We start from the raw sequence: 15749 nt of genomic DNA, 5'->3' as shown, positions 1-15749 counted from the left end.
CGTGGCCGCCGCACCGCATCTTCGCGGGCGGCGGGCCACGGCCGTTGTGCGCGGGTGGGCCGAGGCCCGTCGTGCGTGGAGAGCCCGGCCCCGTTGTGCGCGGGAGCTCGGCCGGCCCGTCAGCCGTGTTTGAGGCCCAGCACCTCGGCCGCCGCGAAGGTCTCGTTCGGCGGGCGCTGCGCGTAATACGGCGTCAGCAGATCGTCCAGCTCCTCGAAGCTGAAGACCTCCTTGGTGGTGTCGAACTTCGCGGCGATCCGCGGGCGCTCGGCGATCGCGACCATGCCGCCGTGCACGACCAGCAGCTGTCCGTTGACCCGGGCCGCGGCCGGCGAGGCCAGATAGCCGACGAGTGGCGCGACATGCTCGGGTGCGAGCGCGTCGAGCGCGCCGTCCTCGGGCTCCGAGAAGCCCGCGAAAACGTCCTCGGTCATACGGGTGCGGGCGCGCGGGCAGATCGCATTGGCGGTCACACCGTATTTGGCGAGCGCCAGCGCCGTGGAGGTCGTCAGGCCGACGATGCCGCCCTTGGCCGCGGCGTAGTTGGGCTGGCCCGCGGAGCCCGCGAGGAACGCCTCCGAGGAGGTGTTGACGATCCTTCCGTGCACCGGGCCGCCGGCCGTCTTGGCGCGTTCGCGCCAGTGGACCGCGGCGAAGTGCGTGGTGTTGAAGTGGCCCTTGAGATGGACGCGGATGACCGAGTCCCATTCGTCCTCGGTCATCGAGAACACCATCCGGTCGCGCAGAATGCCCGCGTTGTTGACCAGAATGTCGAGTTTCCCGTACGTATCGATGGCCAACTGGACGAGCGCGCGGGCCTGTTCGTGGTCGGCGACATCACCGAGGTGGGCGACCGCCTGGCCGCCCGCCGCGCGGATCTCGGCGGCGACGTCCTCGGCGGGTGCCGCGGAGGCCTCGCCCGAGCCGTCGCGGCCCGGCTGCCCGTAGTCGTTGACCACGACGCGGGCGCCGAGGCGGGCGAGTTCGAGGGCCTCGGCGCGGCCCAGGCCGCGCCCGGCACCGGTGACGATCGCGGTCAGGCCCTCAAGTGGCTGTGCCATTCCTGTCCTCTCAAGTCGTCTCGGAGCACGGTGCGATGCGGTGTCGTGCCCTGCCGTGCGGTGCCGTGAGATGCGGCGCGCCGGGTTGAGCCGGGTACGCCGGATCTCCGGTCTCAGATCTCCGGTCTCCGGTCTCAGATCTCCGGCGTTCAGATCTCTATGCAGGTGCGCAGCGCGGTCCCGGAGCGCATCTGGTCGAGCGCGTCATTGACCTCGGCGAGCTGGACGCGATGGGTGATCAGGCCTTCGAGGTCGATCCGGCCGGCCCGCCACAGGGCGATGGCCCGCTCGTAGGAGCGCAGCACATCCGCACCGCCGTACAGGGACGGCAGGATCCGCTTCTCATCGAAGAACAGCTCGAACATATTGACCTGGAAGGTGTCGTCCATGGCCCCCGCGCCGACCACGCACAGGGTGCCGCCGCGCCGGGTCATCTCGTAGGCGGTACGGGCGGTGGCGGACTTTCCGACCACCTCGAAGACATAGTCGAAACCCTCCCCCGCGGTGATCCGGGCCTTGGCGTCGGCGAACGCGTCGGGGGCGACGGCTTCGGTGGCGCCGAAGCGGAGCGCGGCCTCCCGGCGGGCGGGGACCGGGTCGACGGCGATGATCTGGGCCGCGCCGCAGGCCCTCGCGCCCTGGATGGCGGAGATGCCCACGCCGCCGCAGCCGATCACCGCGACCGAGGAAGCGGCCTCCACCTTGGCGGTGTTGATGGCCGCGCCGAGCCCGGTGGTGACACCGCAGCCGATCAGCGCGGCGATCTCGTACGGGACGTCGTCCGGGATCGGGACCGCGCAGTTGGCGGCGACCACGACCTCCTCGGCGAAGGTGCCGGTGCCGGCGAAGCCGAAGACATCACCGGCGGGGCGCTTGAAGTTGGGCGTGCCGGCGTTCATGAATCCGGCCAGACACAGATGGGTCTGGCCGCGTTTGCAGGACGGACAGCTGCCGCAGGCGGGCAGCCAGCACATCAGCACGCGGTCACCCTGGCCGAGGCCGGTGACGCCGTCGCCGACGTCGAGGATCTCGCCGGCGCCCTCGTGTCCGGGGACGAACGGCGCGGGCTGCGGCAGCACCCCGTTCATCGCCGAGAGGTCGGAGTGGCACAGCCCGGTCGCCCGGATACGGATCTTGACCTTGCCGGGTCCGAACCCCACCGCCTCGACGTCATCGAGCACTTCCAGCTTGTCCTGCCCGGTCTCGTGCTGTACGGCTGCGCGCATGTCACGGCTCCTCTCGGTTGTTCCGCCTGACTGGGGGCGCCTCCCCGCACCGGCCGGGGAGATCGAGGACGAGCGGCCGCCCACGTCCCGCCCGCCCGGCGATGGAGGACGGGCGGCCGCCGGACCCGACGGCCCCCGACGACTAGCTGTGCTCCACCACGGTGTCCGCAAGAACGGGCGCATCGTCCCGGTCGGCCGCCGTGACCGACACCTGGACCCGCCCCGGCTCCCGCCACAAACGGAGCCGCAGCGTCTCGCCGGGAAAGACCACCCCCGCAAAGCGCGTCGCATACGACCGCACCCGGGAGACATCCCCGCCGAGCACCGTGTCGACCACGGCCTTCAACGCCACTCCGTAGGTGCACAGCCCGTGCAGAATCGGCCGGTCGAACCCGGCGAGCTTTGCGAACTCGGGATCGGCATGCAGCGGATTCCAGTCGCCGGAGAGGCGATAGAGCAGCGCCTGGTCCTCGCGGATATGGCGTTCGGTGCTCAGATCGGGCTCACGCTCGGGGAGTTCGAGGCGGGCGGAGGGGCCGCGGTCGCCGCCGAAGCCGCCCTCTCCCCGGACGAAGATCTGCGTATCGCAGGTCCACAACGGGCCCTCCTCGTCGGCAACTTCGGAGCGCAGCACGATGACGGCGGCCTTGCCCTTGTCGTGGACGGCGGGGACGGACGAGGTCTGGGTGGCGCGGCCGCGCACCGGGATGGCGCGGTGCACGGTGACGGTCTGGCCGCCGTGCAGGACGGCGGCGAGGTCAACGTCGATGCCGGGGGCGGAGAGTCCGCCCGCGACCGCCATTCCGCCGCCCGCGACGGTGGCGAAGCTGGGCAGGACGTGCAGGGCGCTCTCCAGGGTGTAGCGCAGTTCGTCCGGGTCGGTGGCGGGGTGCGGTTTCTCCGGTGTGGCCGCGCCGGCGCCGATGCCGAGGTGGTAGAGCTGGACGTCCTTGTGGTCCCAGGCGAGTTCGGTGGTCCGCGGCTCGGCGGAGGTGGCCTTGGCGGCGTCGATGGGCATGGGGCTGTTGCTCCTTCACCACGATGTGAAGACCCCGGCCCGGCCGTCCGCACCGTCGACCGCGCCGGGGTCGTATCTGGTCGGCGCGGCCGCGCTCCGACAGCACAGCTGCCGCACTTCTAGAACGCGTTCTAGCCGATGGCTCTCATGTATAGCCGATCCGCCCAGCACCTGGAACCCCCTGACGTAGTGTCAGATATGCGCCTCGGGGCGGGCGTGGCGCCACCGCGACAGCGCCCACGCCCCACACCCCACGTCGCGCCGGCCCATGACACCGGCCCATCACATCTGTCGTGCGGCCTTACGGCATACGCCACGACATACGCCACGATGTATGCCATGACACGCGCCGTGCGGACCCATGACATTTGTCAGTCCGGATCACACACATTCGCACCTGCCGCGGCCCGGCAACTCTCCGTAACGTCATAGGCATGAAGACGAGGGGCGGGGCGGGCATGACACTGACGACGGGGCCGGTGAGCGCGGCGCGGAAGGCGGACGGCGCCGCGGCGGTGGGGTTCTCCGGGGTGACGCGGAGTTACGGCGCGGTGCGTGCCGTCGACGGACTGGATCTGGAGATCGCCGCGGGCGAGACGGTGGCGCTGCTCGGGCGCAACGGCGCGGGGAAGTCCACCACCATCAACATGCTGCTGGGGCTGCTGCCGCCCAGCTCGGGGACGGTGCGGCTGTTCGGCGGAGCGCCGGAGGCGGCGGTGCAGGCGGGCAAGGTGGGCGCGATGCTGCAGGACGGCAAGCCCATCCCCCGCGTCACCGTCCGCGAACTGATCAGCTTTGTCGCGGCCACCTACCCCCACCCCATGGATGTCACCGAGGCCCTGGAGCTGGCGGGGCTCGGCGAATTCGGCGGGCGGCGGGTGGACCGGCTGTCCGGCGGACAGGCCCAGCGGGTCCGCTTCGCGGTGGCGCTCGCCGGCAATCCGGAGCTGCTGGTGCTGGACGAGCCGACCGCGGCGCTGGACGTCGAGGCGCGCCGCGCCTTCTGGCGCTCGATGCGGGCCTATGCCCGCCGCGGCAACACCATCCTGTTCTCCACCCACTATCTGGAGGAGGCGGACGAGCACGCCGACCGGATCGTGGTGATCGACGGCGGCCGGGTGGTCGCCGACGGCAGCGGTGAGGCGATAAAGCGGCGGGCCGGCGGGGCACTGGTCTCCTTCGACCTGGCGGGCGCGGCGAGCGAGCCGCTGCCCGGCCTGCCCGGCGTGAGCGCCGTGGAGATACGCGGCGACCGCGCGCTGCTGCGTACGGCGGACTCCGATGCGACGGTCGTGGCGCTGGCGGAGCTCGGGCTCGTCCGCGGTCTGCAGGTCGCGCCCGCCAGCCTGGAGGACGCGTTCCTCGCGCTCACCTCCGCCCGAACCGCCCCCCACGGCACGGCGTTTGACGCCGCCGACGCCCTGTCCGCGAAGGAGATCGCGTGATGCTCGACTACATCCGGCTCGAAGTCCGCCGCACCCTGCGCGACAAGGGCTTTGTCATCTTCGGTATCGGGATGCCGGTGCTGATGTACGTGCTGATGACCAACATCGGTGCGGGCCCCGGCGGCGCGGGGATGGAGTGGAAGATCACCTCGATGGTCGGCATGGCCGCGTACGGCGCGCTGGGCGCGGCGGTCGGCACGGGCACCGGCGTCGCCGAGGACAAGCACCTGGGCTGGCTGCGACAGCTGCGCATCACCCCACTGAGCCCGATACGTGTGGTGGTGGGCCGCGGGCTGACGGGGTCGGTGACGGTGCTGCCGGCCATCGCCGCCGTGCTGCTGGTGGGCGCGCTGGTCAACGGCGTCCGGATGCCGGCCTGGCAGTGGGCCGCGCTGGTCGGGCTGCTGTGGGTCGGCACCGCACCCTTCACCCTGCTCGGCCTCGGCAACGGCTACCGCCTCTCCTCACAGTCCACGGGCGTGGTCAACACGGGCTGCATGCTGCTGCTCTCGATCCTCGGCGGCCTGTGGTTCCCGGCCGAGCTGTTCCCCGGCTGGCTGCGCTCGCTGTCCTCCTGGACGCCCGGCAACCGCTTCGCCGAGCTCGGCCGGAGCGTGACACAGGGCGGCGCACCGGGCCTCGGCACGGTGGCGGTGCTGGCCGCCTGGCTGGCACTCTTCGGCGGTTACGCGGTGTACGCGTACCGTCGGGCCGCACGAACGGTGTGATCGACGATGGCGCAGACCTGGGAAGCGACAGTGCAGCACACAAAGCAGCAGCCCGCCGGCGACGAGGACCCCGGCGGCACGGAGGGTACGAAGGGCACAGAGGGCACAGAGGGCACGAACAACAGCTCGTGCACGCAGAAGTGGCAGGGCAAAAAGCCGGACAACGGGCCGGGCAAGTACGCCTTTCTGCCCTGGCTGCTGATGGGCCTGGGGGCCTTCTCCAACATCATCCAGGGCAAGTCGGGCAACCCCTGGCTGGCCGGCTTCGGTCTGCTCGCCTTCAACTCGCTCTACATCACCGTCGTGTGGTCCTCCTTCAACCCACGGCTGCGCGACTCGCGTTATCCGCTCATCGCCCTGGGTGTGCTGACCGCCATCACCTTCTCCATCGCGCTCGGGTTCGGCGGCAACTGGTTCCTGTTCTTCCCGCTGCTGTCGCTCGCCTCCGGCACGGTGCGCGCCCTGCGCGGCAAGAAGCTCGCCCTGTGGCTGATCGCGCTCAGCGGGGCGGCCGGGTATCTGGCCGGCTGGCACGACGACGACCCGTGGGGCTCGTTCGGCATCGGGTACGGCACGTTCCTGTCCGGCATGGTGACGGCCACGGTCCTGAGCCTGTTCGACACCATCCAGGAGCTCAACACCACCCGCCAGGAACTGGCCCGCAGCGCCGTGGAGAAGGAGCGGCTGCGCTTCTCCCGCGATCTGCACGATCTGCTGGGGCACACCCTGTCCGTGGTGGTGGTCAAGGCCGAGGCGGTCCGCCGGCTGGCGCCACGGAATCTGGACGCGGCGCTCGCCCAGGCCGCCGATATCGAGGCGGTCGGCCGGCAGGCGCTGACCGAGATCCGCGAGGCGGTCACCGGCTATCGCGAGGGCAGCCTGACCACCGAGCTGGACCGGGCCCGTTCGGTGCTGGAGGCGGCCGGTATCGAGCCCGTCGTACGACAGGCCGGGCCGCCGCTGCCCCCACAGGCCGGCGCGCTGCTGGGCTGGGTGGTCCGGGAGGGCATCACCAACGCCGTACGGCACAGCGGCGCCACCCGCTGCGAGATCGAGGTATACGCCGAAGAGGAGCGGGTACGGCTGACGATCACGGACGACGGCCGCGGTCCCGTAAGCTCCGGTGCTGCCACGGCACACGGTCTGACCTGGCTTCGCGACCGCGTCCCCGGGCGCGGCGGTGACCCGGGCGGTGAAGCGACGGACGGCGTGGACGGTGTCGACGGTGTCGACGGTGTCGACGGTACGAACCGTACGGTCGGCGTGGGCGGTACGGACAGCACGGTCGGCATCGACGGCGCGTTCGGCCCGGACCGTACCGGGCCCGGCCGTTCGGGACCGGTGGGCGGCACCGGCCTGAAGGGGCTGGCCGAGCGCCTGGCCGCGGCGGGCGGCACACTGCACAGCGGCCCCGACGGCCGCCGCGGCTTCCGCGTCACGGCCGAACTGCCGGTCGGCACGGGCGATATGGCGGACATGGAGGAGTTGACCAGGTGATCAAGGTCCTGCTGGCGGAGGACCAGCGAATGATGCGGGGCGCGTTGGCGCTGCTGCTCGACCTGGAAGAGGACATGCAGGTCGTGGCCCAGGTCGCGGCGGGCGATCAGATCCTCGCCGCCGCCCTGGACGCCCGTCCCGACATCGCCCTCCTGGACATCGAACTCCCCGGCCGCAGCGGTCTGGACGCCGCAGCCGATCTGCGCGACCAGCTGCCGTCCTGCAAGGTGCTGATCGTGACGACGTTCGGGCGCCCCGGCTATCTGCGCCGGGCCATGGAGGCCGGAGCGTCCGGGTTTCTGGTGAAGGACGGCCCGGTGGAGGACCTGGCGGCGGCGATCCGCCGGGTGCTCGCGGGAGAGCGGGTCATCGACCCCGGCCTGGCCGCGGCGGCGCTGAGCGCCGGCCCCAACCCGCTGACCCAGCGCGAACGCGACGTCCTGACCGCAGCCGTGGACGGCGCGACGGTTGCCGATATCGCCGCCAAGGTCCATCTCTCCCAGGCCACCGTCCGCAACTATCTCTCCGCGGCCANCATCTCTCCCAGGCCACCGTCCGCAACTATCTCTCCGCGGCCATCGGCAAGACCGGCACCCGCAACCGCATGGAGGCGGTACGGGCGGCGCGCCAGAACGGATGGTTGTAGGTAGCGGGCGCCGGCGACCCATCACTCCCCGCCGCCGCCCGGCACACCCCGTTTCTCAGCCCTGCGTGGCATCCGCCCGTCGCCGCGGCAGCGCAATGACCATCAGCACAATGCTGCCCAGCAGCACCATCGAGCCGACCTGGAAGGCCAGGCCGTAACCGTCCGCCAGGGCCTTCGGGCCGTGACCGGCCTCGATGCGGGAGGCGGCGATGGTGGAGAGCACCGACAGGCCCAGCGCGCCGCCCATTTGGCGTGAGGTGTTGATCAGGCCGGAGACCAGACCCTGGTCGGCGGGGTCGGCGCCCGAGGTGGCGATGGAGGCGACCGGTGTCGCGGTCAGGCCCGCGCCCAGCGCCATCAGGATGCCGGGCCCGAGGATGGTGCCGAGGTAGGTTCCGTCGACGTCCATCGTGCCCTGCCAGACCATGCCGGCCGCGGAGATCACCGCACCGGTAATGGCCAGGGACTTGGCCCCCACCCGGTTCATCAGCCGCGGCCCGAGCTTGGAGCCCAGGACGATGGACAGCGAGTGCGGGATGAAGGAGAGCCCGGCCTGCAGCGGCTGATAGCCCAGCACGTTCTGCACGTAGAGGGACAGGAAGTACCACATCGAGAACATCGCGGCGCCGGCCAGCACCATCGCCGCGTTCGCCGAGGAGACCGAGCGCAGCCGGAAGAGACCCAGCGGCATCAACGGCGCCTTGGCACGCGCCTCGACGGCGATGAAGGCCGCCACCGTGACCAGCCCGGCAGCCAGCGGCAGCAGCGCGGACGCCGAGGCCCAGCCGTCCGTCTCGGTCTGCACGATCCCGTACGCCACCAGCCCGAGCCCGCCGGTCACCAACAGCGCACCCGGTATATCCAGCCGCCGCGCGACGCCCTGCCGGCTCTCGGTGAGCCACAGCACCGCGCCGGCCAGCACCAGCGCCCCGACCGGCACATTGATCAGCAACACCCAGCGCCACGACAGATACTCGGTGAGCACCCCGCCGACCAGACCGCCCACCGCGCCACCGCCGGCACCGACCGCCGTCCAGGTGGCTATGGCCCGGGTACGGGCCGGGCCGGCCGGGAACGACGTGGTGAGGATCGTGAGGGTGGCCGGCGAGAGTACGGCGGCGCCGACGCCCTGGATCGTACGGGCCGCGATCAGCTGCCACGGCTGATGTGCCAGCCCGCCGGCCAGGCTCGCGATGGTGAACAGCGCCAGCCCGAGGACGAAGACCCGCTTACGGCCGAAGATGTCGGCGGCCCGGCCGCCGAGGAGCATGAAGCCCGCGAAGGTGATGACATACGCGTTGACGATCCACTGCAGCCCCAGCTCGCTCAGGCCCAGGCCGGTCCGTACGGCGGGCAGCGCCACATTCACGACGGAGACGTCCAGGACGACCAGGAACTGCCCGGCGCAGACCAGCACCATCACCAGCCAGGCCGGTGCGGCCGTCCGGCGCGACGTTTTGGACAGGGCGGCGGAGGTGGCTATCGGGGGCATGCGGACCATGCTCGCATTCGCCGCTTGCACCCCGCATCGGGATATCGGTGCATGTGCCACCTGACCAGGGACCTAGGTCGCAGGACGGAGACGGGGTGGGGGCGCGGGGGGCGCGGGGGCCCGTAGGGGGGTGGGGGCGGGGAACCCGTAGGGGGCGGGAAGGCCCCCTACGGGCCAACTACCCATCGCCGACGGGAAGTTAACGTCCAGCACTCACCTGCGCAGATGCGCACGCGCACAGGGCCTCACGTGCGCACAGGGCCTCATGTGCCCCCACCACCTCACCTCCGCAGCACCGTCACCACCGCCGCCCCGCCCAGCCCGATGTTGTGGGCGAGGCCCACGCGGGCGTCGGGGACCTGGCGTTCGCCGGCTGTGCCGCGTAGCTGCCAGACCAGTTCGGCGGCCTGGGCCAGGCCGGTCGCGCCGAGCGGGTGCCCCTTGGAGATCAGGCCGCCGGACGGGTTGACCACCCAGCGTCCGCCGTAGGTCGTGGCGCCCTCGGCAACCAGCTTCCCCGACTCCCCGTCCGCGCACATGCCCAGCGCCTCGTACGTCAGCAGCTCATTGACCGAGAAGCAGTCGTGCAGCTCGATGACGTCCACATCCTCGATGCCGAGCCCACTGGCCGCGTAGACCTGCCGGGCCGCGGCCCGCGACATCGGCTTGCCGACGACATCGATGCAGGAGCCGGAGGCGAAGCTGTCCTCGGTGTCCGTCGTCATGGCCTGCGCGGCGATCTCCACCGCGCGGTCGGCCAGCCCGTGTTCGCGGACGAACCGCTCGGAGGCGATGACCGCCGCGGCCGCCCCGTCCGAGGTCGGCGAGCACTGGAGCTTGGTCAGCGGCCGGTGGATGGTCCTGGCGGCGAGGATCTCCTCGACTGTGTAGACGTCCTGGAACTGGGCGTAGGGGTTGTGTGCGGAGTGCCGGTGGTTCTTGGCGCCGACCGCAGCGAGCTGTTCGACGGTGGTGCCGTAGCGCTCCATGTGCTCGCGGGCCGCGTTGCCGAAGATCTGGGCGGTGGGCGGGGTCATCTCGAAGCCGTGCCGGGCGGCCATCACGCCGTAGTGCCGGGTGACCGGCGAGGTCGCGCCCCCGGCGCCAGCGGCTCCCCCACCGGCACCGCCGTCCGTGCCGCCGCCCAGCGCGCCGCGCTTCATCTTCTCGAAGCCGAGCGCCAGGACACAGTCGTTGATGCCCGCCTCGACGAACTGACGGGCCATCATCAGCGCGGTCGAGGCGGTCGCGCAGTTGTTGTTGACGTTGTAGACGGGGATGCCGGTCAGGCCCAGTTCGTAGGCGGCGCGCTGGCCGGCCGTCGAGGCCTGGTAGCAGTAGCCGACCGGCAGCTGCTCGACCGCCTCGTAACCGATCCCGGCGTCCGCGAGCGCCTTGCCGCCCGCCTCCTTCGCCATGTCCCAGTACTGCCACTCACGGGTCTCGGGCTTTTCGAACTTGGTCATCCCTACGCCGACGATGTACGCCTTGCCAGCCATGCGGGTCCTCCTGGAGAGCCGTCGGGGAGTCGTCAGATCAGGGGCCGGGGCTCGGGGTCGCGGGGCAGCCCGAGCAGCCGCTCCGCGACGACATTCAGCTGCACCTGGGTGGTGCCGCCGGCGATGGTCAGACAGCGCGACATCAAGAAGCCGTGCAGCGCCCGCTCGCCGGCCCCCTCGCGCACCGCGCCGGCCGGGCCGAGCAGCTCCAGAGTCAGTTCGGCGACCTTCTGCTGGTGCGGGGTCTGCACCAGTTTGCGGATGCTGGCGCCGGCACCCGGTTCCAGCCCCGATACCTGCTGGAGCGTGGTGCGCAGCCCGATGCAGCCCAGCGCGTGCGCCTCGGCGGCCAGCGCGCCCACCCGCGCGCGCACCGATCCGTCCAGCTCGGCGGCGCGGTCGATGAGCGCCTGCAGACCGGTGTCGAAGGTCAACTGGTCGGCCATGTGGACGCGTTCGTTGTCCAGGGTGGTGCGGGCGACCTGCCAGCCCTTGTCGGCCTCGCCCACCACCGCGTCGGCCGGCAGCAGCACCTCGTCGAAGTAGACCTCGTTGAAGAGCGCGTCGCCGGTGATCTCCTTCAGCGGGCGGATGTCGATGCCGGGGGTCTTCATGTCGACGAGGAAGAACGTCAGCCCCTTGTGCTTGGGCGCTTCCGGGTCGGTGCGGGCGAGCAGGATCCCGTGGCTCGACCACTGCGCGGCCGATGTCCACACCTTCTGGCCGTTGATCCGCCAGCCGCCGCCGTCCACCCGCTCGGCGCGGGTCCGCAGCGACGCCAGGTCGGAGCCGGCCTCGGGTTCGGAGAACAGCTGGCACCACAGCAGATCACCGCGCAGCGACGGCAGCAGATAGCGCTCCTGCTGCTCCTGGGTGCCGTGGGCGATCAGCGAGGGGACCACCCAGGTGGCGATGCCCAGATCGCTGATCCTGACCCCGGCGGCCGCCAACTCCTGCTGGATCGCCAGCTGCTGGACGGGGCCCGCGCCCAGCCCGTAGGGCCGGGGGAGGTGCGGCGCGGCATAGCCGGTGGGCGCCAGCTCGCGGCGTACGGCGGCGGGGTCGAGGCCGCGTACGGCGTCGATGGCCGTACGGGCCTGGGCGCGGTACTCCGCGGCCTCGGCGGGGAGTACCAGCCGCAGCGTGCGCCGGGCGCCGTCGGCCGCGTGGCGGGCGGCGCGCAGCCGGTGGGTGTCGCCGCTGCCGAGCAGCTGGCGGGCCACGGTCGCCCGCCGCAGATGGAGATGGGCGTCGTGTTCCCAGGTGAAGCCGATGCCGCCGAGGATCTGGATGCAGTCCTTGGCGCAGCTGACGGCGGCGTCCAGGGCGGTGGCGGTGGCCAGTGCCGCGACCAGCCCGCGGACCTCGGGCGGCTCGTGCGCCGCGCGGGCCGCGTCCCACACCAGGGCGCGGGCCTGTTCGCAGCGTAGAAGCATGTCGGCGCAGAGGTGTTTGACGCCTTGGAACTGGCCGATCGGGCGGCCGAACTGTTCGCGTACCTTGGCGTGTTCCGCGGCGGTATGCAGCGCCCAGGCGGCGGTGCCGCAGCTCTCCGCGGCGAACAGCACCCCGGCCAGGTCACGGACGAGGGCGCCGTCGACCGCCAGCAGTCTTTCGCCGGGCACCAGGACACCGTCCGCGCTCACCTCGGCGGTCGGCCGGGTGGGGTCGGCGCTTTCCTGGACACGTACGGACAGCGCCTCGGCGTCGACCGCGAGCCAGACCGTGCCGGTGGACGCCTTGGCCGCCAGCACGATCAGATCCGCGTCGCCACCGGCGAGGACCAGGGGCGCGGTGCCGTCCAGGACATAGCCGTCGGCGCCCTCGACGGCGGTGAGCGAGCCCGCGCCGAGCGCGACGGCGCCGAGGAGTTCGCCGGTGGCCAGGGCCCGTACGAGGGTCCGGGCGCCACCGCGGTGCAGCAGTGCGGCGGCGAGGGTGGTGGGCAGGTACGGGCCGGGGAGCGCGGCGCGGCCCAGTTCCTCCAGCACGACGGCGAGGTCGAGCAGTTCGCCGCCGCCTCCGCCGTCGGACTCGGGGAGATGGAGACCGAGCAGGCCCTGCGCGGCGAGCTGGTCCCAGTAGGCGGGCCGCCCGTGCCGTCCCGGCGCCGTGTCGAGGAGTTTGCGTACCTCTTCGGGCGGCACGGCCCGCGCGGCCCAGCCGCCCACCGCCTCGGCGAGGTCACGGTGGTCTTGCGTGATTCCGATGCCCATGCCCGGCAGACTAGAACACGTTCCATTCTGACGGAAGGTCAGATACGGAGTGGGATGGATGAGGCCCGGGGCGGAGCCCGGACGGGGTCCAGGTGGTGCCGCCGGTGGAACGGTGGGGATGCGCACAGGAAACGGTCCGGTGAATTTCGGCACGGATCGTCATTCCCACCCCTGCGGACTTCCCGCATGCGAATTCGCCACTTTCGGGCATCGGGGAAACGGCCGGCGATAAATCGACGAGAACCCGGCGGGAACGGAGCGGAACCCGACGGGAACGAGCGAGAACGGGCGGGAACAGGCGGGAACGCGTCGGGACGAGCGAGAACCCGGCCGGAAGGAAATGCGAACCCGCGTTCCGATATCCGAAAAATACCGGCGCAGCGGCACCCGTACGCCACCCGCACACCACCCGCCCCACCCCATACGGCACGATGAGCCACCTGACCGCACCACCAGGAGGAAGCCCATGTCCGCTCCCACGGCTCCGACCGCTCCGCAGCCGGAGATCCTCGCCGCGTTCGAGGCGGCGAAGGGCTTTATGCCCGTGGACGAGGGCCTGGCCCTGTACGCGGCGGCGGCCGAGGCGGCGACGCTCGGACTGCCGCTGGTGGAGGTCGGCACCTACTGCGGCCGCTCCACGATCCTGCTCGCGGACGCCGCGCGCGGCGCCGGGGTCATGGCCGTCACCGTCGACCACCACCGGGGCAGCGAGGAGCAGCAGCCCGGCTGGGAGTACCACGATCCGACGGTCGTCGACCCCGAGGTCGGCCGGATGGACACACTGCCCACCTTCCGCCGCACCCTGCACGCCGCGGGCCTGGAGGAGCAGGTGATCGCCCTGGTGGGCCGGTCGCCGCAGGCCGCGGCGATCTGGCAGGCCCCGGTGGGCCTGGTCTTCATCGACGGCGGGCACACCGACGAGCACGCCACCGCCGACTACGAGGGCTGGGCACCGCACATCGCACCCGACGGGCTGCTGGTCATCCACGATGTCTTCGCGGATCCGGCGGACGGCGGCCAGGCCCCGTACCGCATCTACCGCAGGGCCCTGGAGTCCGGCGCGTTCACCGAGATCTCGGCGCACCGGTCGCTGCACGTACTGCGGCGCACCGGCGCCGGCATCTGAGCGGGCTACGATCGCGGACGTGTCGAACGGCAGCACTTTCCCCCCGCACCGCCGCCTGCGCGGCACCCTCCTGATCGTGCTGGCCGCCGTGGTGGCGGCCGGCCTCGGAGGCTGGCTGGCCTGGCGGTCGCCGGGCGGCGACGGCGGCGGGCCGCCGAGAGCCGGGCAGCCGGGACCGACCGAGTCGGCGGCGAAGGGCGCCGACGGCAAGGACAGCGGCAAGGGGAAGCGGGACGGCGAACCGGGCGGCAAGGGCTCCGGCGCCTCCCCGGGCGACGGCTCCGGTGGCGACTCCGGTGGCGACTCCGGCAAGGGTGATCCGCACGGCAGCCTCAAGGGCAAGGTCGTCGTGATCGACCCCGGCCATAATCCGAACAACCGCGATCACGGGCAGGAGATCGCCCGGCCGGTGGACATCGGCAACGAGCGCAAGGAGTGCGACACCACCGGCACCTCCACCAACGGTGGTTACGCCGAGGCGTCCTTCACCCTGGACGTCGCCCGCCGTGCCCGCACGCTCCTCCAGGAGCAGGGCGCCAAGGTCGTCTTCACCCAGGACGGCGACCGCCCGTACGGGCCGTGCGTGGACGAGCGCGCGGCCATCGGCAACAAGGCGCACGCCGATGCCGCGCTCTCCATCCACGCCGATGGCTCGGGCGCCGGCAACCGCGGCTTCCATGTGATCCTTCCCGCCCGCGTCACCTCCGGCCCGGCCGACACCTCCACGATCGTGGCGCCCTCGCGGCGACTGGGCGAACGGCTGGCCGGCCGGTTCATCGCGGCAACCGGAAGCGCGCCGTCCAATTACATCGGCGGCGGCACGGGGCTCGACGTACGCTCCGATCTCGGCGGCCTCAACCTCTCCAAGGTGCCGAAGGTGTTCATCGAGTGCGGCAATATGCGCGACCCCAAGGACGCCGCGCAATTGACCGACGCCCAGTGGCGGCAAAAAGCGGCCCGTGGGATCACCGAGGGCATTACGGACTTCTTGACGGGCTGACCGCGGCCGCCGGCGCCGGATCCGATACCCGCCCGATACCGGATCCGATACGGCATCCGAACCGCGCCGATACCAACAGGACGGCCCGCCGGATTCGGCGATAGGTTCCCCTTTACGATGGGTGGCCACCGCCGTGCCTCGCACCGCGCGCACCGCGACAGCGACGACCAGACCCACGAAAACGACAAAGGACCCTTACGTGAACATCCGCTCCCTCACTCGAGGCGACGGCGTGGTGATCGGAGCAGCGGTGTTGCTGTTCATCGCCTCGTTCCTCTCGACCTACTCGGCCGGCGACACCTGCGTCGGCAAGTACTGCCCCCAGACCTCCGGCCCGAACGCCTGGGACGCGCTCGCGCTGCTGATGAGCGTCTATCTGGCGGGGGTGATCGCGGCCGCGCTGATCGTTGTCGCGCGTGCGCTGCCGCAGCCGCGGAAGTTCGCCGGGCTGGAGATCGGCCAAGTGGGCGCCTCCCTGGCCCTCTTCGCCGCCTGGACCTCCTTCTGGACGATCATCGACAGCCGTGGCGCCGGCGCCGGCCTGATCCTCGGCCTGATCGCCGCGCTGGTCCTGGCCGGTGGCGCCCTCGCCACCCCGCTCGTCCCGGCCCTCAAGGTCGCCCTGATCGGCGCCCCCAAGCCGCAGGCCGCCGCCCCGTACGGGGCGGGCCCCAACCCGGGTTACGGCTACCCCGGCGCGCAGCAGCAGGCGGGCCAGGGCTACGGCTACCCGGGCGGCCAGCAGCAGCCGCAGGCCGGCCAGACCTACGGCCAGCAGGCGCCGGCCGACGCCTC

At 71.8% G+C, this 15749-nt stretch carries 12 protein-coding genes and 2 pseudogenes; 8 read left to right on the top strand and 6 right to left on the bottom strand.

The genetic code is table 11. From position 1 onward, the window contains the following. Positions 1-119 precede the first annotated feature (119 nt). From DY245_RS17195 to DY245_RS17185, 3 genes are all read right to left on the bottom strand, one after another. Entirely contained in the window at positions 120-1061 is a 942-nt protein-coding gene (locus tag DY245_RS17195) for a 3-oxoacyl-ACP reductase (RefSeq protein ID WP_128508137.1), read from the bottom strand. Positions 1062-1210: 149 nt separating this feature from the next. Then, positions 1211-2287 carry a Zn-dependent alcohol dehydrogenase gene (locus DY245_RS17190; RefSeq protein ID WP_128508136.1) on the bottom strand — a complete coding sequence of 359 codons (1077 nt, stop codon included), beginning with the start codon at positions 2285-2287 and terminating at the stop codon, positions 1211-1213. A 142-nt stretch (positions 2288-2429) separates the two neighbouring features. Beyond that, positions 2430-3305, bottom strand: a complete 876-nt coding sequence (locus DY245_RS17185; RefSeq protein ID WP_128508135.1) for a MaoC/PaaZ C-terminal domain-containing protein — start codon at positions 3303-3305, stop codon at positions 2430-2432. A gap of 458 nt (positions 3306-3763) precedes the next feature. Here DY245_RS17185 and DY245_RS17180 point away from each other — a divergent pair, with 458 nt between their 5' ends. The 5 genes and pseudogenes from DY245_RS17180 to DY245_RS46365 all read left to right on the top strand — a co-directional run. Next, positions 3764-4750 (top strand): ABC transporter ATP-binding protein, encoded by a 987-nt coding sequence (locus tag DY245_RS17180; protein WP_244943093.1) that lies wholly within the window; start codon positions 3764-3766, stop codon positions 4748-4750. Then, positions 4750-5478, top strand: coding sequence for an ABC transporter permease (locus DY245_RS17175; protein WP_128508134.1), 729 nt, complete (start codon positions 4750-4752; stop codon positions 5476-5478). The genes DY245_RS17180 and DY245_RS17175 overlap by 1 nt, the downstream gene beginning before the upstream one ends. Before the next feature lie 6 nt (positions 5479-5484). Continuing rightward, positions 5485-6975 (top strand): sensor histidine kinase, encoded by a 1491-nt coding sequence (locus DY245_RS17170; protein ID WP_128508133.1) that lies wholly within the window; start codon positions 5485-5487, stop codon positions 6973-6975. 29 nt (positions 6976-7004) lie between these two features. Then, positions 7005-7509, top strand: a pseudogene (locus DY245_RS17165) (response regulator transcription factor); the annotation flags it as partial. A 1-nt stretch (position 7510) separates the two neighbouring features. Beyond that, a pseudogene (locus tag DY245_RS46365) lies at positions 7511-7621 on the top strand (DNA-binding response regulator); the annotation flags it as partial. Between the two features lie 55 nt (positions 7622-7676). On the opposite strand, the gene DY245_RS17160 reads toward DY245_RS46365, so the two are convergent. The 3 genes from DY245_RS17160 to DY245_RS17150 form a co-directional block, all read right to left on the bottom strand. Continuing rightward, positions 7677-9122 carry an MFS transporter gene (locus DY245_RS17160; RefSeq protein WP_128508132.1) on the bottom strand — a complete coding sequence of 482 codons (1446 nt, stop codon included), beginning with the start codon at positions 9120-9122 and terminating at the stop codon, positions 7677-7679. A 272-nt stretch (positions 9123-9394) separates the two neighbouring features. Next, on the bottom strand, positions 9395-10612 hold the full coding sequence (locus DY245_RS17155) for a lipid-transfer protein (protein ID WP_128508131.1): 1218 nt from the start codon (positions 10610-10612) through the stop codon (positions 9395-9397). Between the two features lie 32 nt (positions 10613-10644). After that, positions 10645-12828, bottom strand: coding sequence for an acyl-CoA dehydrogenase family protein (locus DY245_RS17150; protein WP_128508130.1), 2184 nt, complete (start codon positions 12826-12828; stop codon positions 10645-10647). Positions 12829-13294: 466 nt separating this feature from the next. Here DY245_RS17150 and DY245_RS17145 point away from each other — a divergent pair, with 466 nt between their 5' ends. From DY245_RS17145 to DY245_RS17135, 3 genes are all read left to right on the top strand, one after another. Then, on the top strand, positions 13295-13954 hold the full coding sequence (locus tag DY245_RS17145; protein ID WP_128508129.1) for a class I SAM-dependent methyltransferase: 660 nt from the start codon (positions 13295-13297) through the stop codon (positions 13952-13954). Positions 13955-13973: 19 nt separating this feature from the next. Next, the gene (locus DY245_RS17140; protein WP_128508128.1) at positions 13974-14954 is read left to right on the top strand and encodes an N-acetylmuramoyl-L-alanine amidase; all 981 of its coding nucleotides are present in this window, start codon (positions 13974-13976) and stop codon (positions 14952-14954) included. 199 nt (positions 14955-15153) lie between these two features. After that, the coding region (locus tag DY245_RS17135; RefSeq protein ID WP_128508127.1) for a DUF5336 domain-containing protein at positions 15154-15749 on the top strand (596 nt) is incomplete at its 3' end.

The organism is Streptomyces inhibens (assembly GCF_003389455.1).
Taxonomy (GTDB): domain Bacteria; phylum Actinomycetota; class Actinomycetes; order Streptomycetales; family Streptomycetaceae; genus Streptomyces; species Streptomyces inhibens.
This window is presented reverse-complemented; position numbering and strand designations above follow the sequence as displayed.

Coding starts and splice junctions, on each gene's coding strand:
- DY245_RS17195 (WP_128508137.1), bottom strand. CDS start 1,061: ATGGCACAGCCACTTGAGGGCCTGACCGCGATCGTCACCGGTGCCGGG.
- DY245_RS17190 (WP_128508136.1), bottom strand. CDS start 2,287: ATGCGCGCAGCCGTACAGCACGAGACCGGGCAGGACAAGCTGGAAGTG.
- DY245_RS17185 (WP_128508135.1), bottom strand. CDS start 3,305: ATGCCCATCGACGCCGCCAAGGCCACCTCCGCCGAGCCGCGGACCACC.
- DY245_RS17180 (WP_244943093.1), top strand. CDS start 3,764: ATGACACTGACGACGGGGCCGGTGAGCGCGGCGCGGAAGGCGGACGGC.
- DY245_RS17175 (WP_128508134.1), top strand. CDS start 4,750: ATGCTCGACTACATCCGGCTCGAAGTCCGCCGCACCCTGCGCGACAAG.
- DY245_RS17170 (WP_128508133.1), top strand. CDS start 5,485: ATGGCGCAGACCTGGGAAGCGACAGTGCAGCACACAAAGCAGCAGCCC.
- DY245_RS17160 (WP_128508132.1), bottom strand. CDS start 9,122: ATGGTCCGCATGCCCCCGATAGCCACCTCCGCCGCCCTGTCCAAAACG.
- DY245_RS17155 (WP_128508131.1), bottom strand. CDS start 10,612: ATGGCTGGCAAGGCGTACATCGTCGGCGTAGGGATGACCAAGTTCGAA.
- DY245_RS17150 (WP_128508130.1), bottom strand. CDS start 12,828: ATGGGCATCGGAATCACGCAAGACCACCGTGACCTCGCCGAGGCGGTG.
- DY245_RS17145 (WP_128508129.1), top strand. CDS start 13,295: ATGTCCGCTCCCACGGCTCCGACCGCTCCGCAGCCGGAGATCCTCGCC.